Source organism: Burkholderia sp. LMG 13014, assembly GCF_905232215.1.
GTDB lineage: Bacteria > Pseudomonadota > Gammaproteobacteria > Burkholderiales > Burkholderiaceae > Burkholderia.
Genome location: NZ_CAJNKE010000974.1, coordinates 1 through 1,426, shown reverse-complemented (window position 1 = coordinate 1,426; position 1,426 = coordinate 1). Strand labels below are relative to the sequence as shown.

General features: G+C 65.8%; 3 protein-coding genes. 1 reads left to right on the top strand and 2 read right to left on the bottom strand.

Translation table 11 applies throughout. The features are described 5' to 3' along the window. On the top strand, positions 1 to 405 hold a 405-nt coding region (locus JYJ84_RS36660; protein ID WP_205187331.1), incomplete at its 5' end, for a nitroreductase family protein. A gap of 104 nt (positions 406 to 509) precedes the next feature. On the opposite strand, the gene JYJ84_RS36655 is transcribed toward JYJ84_RS36660, so the two are convergent. Beyond that, positions 510 to 944 carry an Hsp20/alpha crystallin family protein gene (locus JYJ84_RS36655; protein ID WP_175220446.1) on the bottom strand — a complete coding sequence of 145 codons (435 nt, stop codon included), beginning with the start codon at positions 942 to 944 and terminating at the stop codon, positions 510 to 512. Between the two features lie 178 nt (positions 945 to 1,122). Further along, entirely contained in the window at positions 1,123 to 1,398 is a 276-nt protein-coding gene (locus tag JYJ84_RS36650; RefSeq protein WP_175220448.1) for a DUF1488 domain-containing protein, read from the bottom strand. Between the last annotated feature and the right edge of the window lie 28 nt (positions 1,399 to 1,426).

Below are 1,426 nucleotides of genomic sequence, written 5' to 3'. Positions count from 1 at the left end.
CATGCGTTCAATGAAATCGACGTGTACGTCGCGCTGCCGTGCGGCGTCTATCGCTACGACGCGTCCGCGCATCGGCTCGTGCTGAAACACGCGGTGGATGCCCGCAACCTGACGGGTTACCAGGACTTCGTCGGGCGCGCGCCGCTGGATCTCGTCTACGTTGTGCGGACCGCCGCGATCCTCGACATGCCGGCGCAACAGCGCGACGTGTTCTCGGCGATCGCGGCCGGCGCCATCGCACAGAACGTGTCGCTCTACTGCGCGGCCGCCGGTCTCGGCACGGTCGTGCGCGGCTGGATCAACCACCGCGCGCTTGCCGACGCGCTGCGGCTGAACGAGGACGAGCTCCCGATCCTCGCGCAGACCGTCGGGTACCGCGCAGGCGGCACGGCATCGCATGCGTGAGCGTCCGCGCGACCGCTGCAATGAAACGGCGCGCGGATCGCTCCGCGCGCCGGTACCGCCGTTCGGGCGACACGTACCCGCGTCGCCCGCTGCCTGCCGCCCGATCAGCCGATCGTCAGCTTCTTCTGCGCGACCGGCGCCTTCTTCGGCAGCGTCAGCGACAGCACGCCGTCCTGGTACATCGCCGTTGCGTTTGCGTCGTCGATCTCGCCCGACAGCGAGAACGAGCGGCTGATCGTGCCGCTGTAGCGCTCGCGCCGGATCACGCGCTCGCCTTCCTTCTGCTCGTTGTTGCGCTCGATCTTCGCATTGATCGATACGGTGCTGCCCGTCACCTTGACGTCGATGTCTTCCTTGGCGACGCCCGGCAGTTCCGCGTTGACCTTGTACGCATTGTCGCTTTCCGTCACGTCGATCTTCATCGAGGCAAGACCGGGCTCGTCCGTCAGCGTCATCCCGCGCAGCGGCCTGAACAGGCCCTGAAACAGGTCGGCGACGGGTTCGATCGAAAACGGATCGTAACGCGTGACATTGCTCATGGTTCCTACTCCTCGAACGATGGACCTACGGCCCGCGCTTTCGTCCCGCTCACGCGAAGCCATGATGAAGACCGGATTGGCGCAGCACCGTGTGCGACGCAACGGACGAACGATCATCAGGATTCCAGCGTAACTGCCCGTATCGGCGCGCACTTGATGCGCGTCAACGGCCGCGATCTCAGGTGCAGAACCGGAAATAGCCGCTGTGGAGCATGATCGGCCGGCCGCCCATCTCCTCGAGCAGGCAGCGGGCGGCCCGCTCGATCGCGGGACGATGGCGTGCAAACGCCTCCACGAGATCCTGTTCGCGCGGCGACACCGCGCGGAAGTGATCCTCCAGCGCTTCTGCGGTGATCGCGCAGTGCACGCGGCGGCCTTCGACCAGCGCCGGAAACGCCAGCGCGGGATCCTCGCCGCAATACGTCGGATGTTCGGAAGGAAAGGAAATCTGCATGATATTCACCTGGCCAGGTTGCGCATGG

Bases quoted from the DNA above. Each gene is read 5' to 3' on its own strand.
- JYJ84_RS36650 (WP_175220448.1), bottom strand. From the start codon at position 1,398: ATGCAGATTTCCTTTCCTTCCGAACATCCGACGTATTGCGGCGAGGAT.
- JYJ84_RS36655 (WP_175220446.1), bottom strand. From the start codon at position 944: ATGAGCAATGTCACGCGTTACGATCCGTTTTCGATCGAACCCGTCGCC.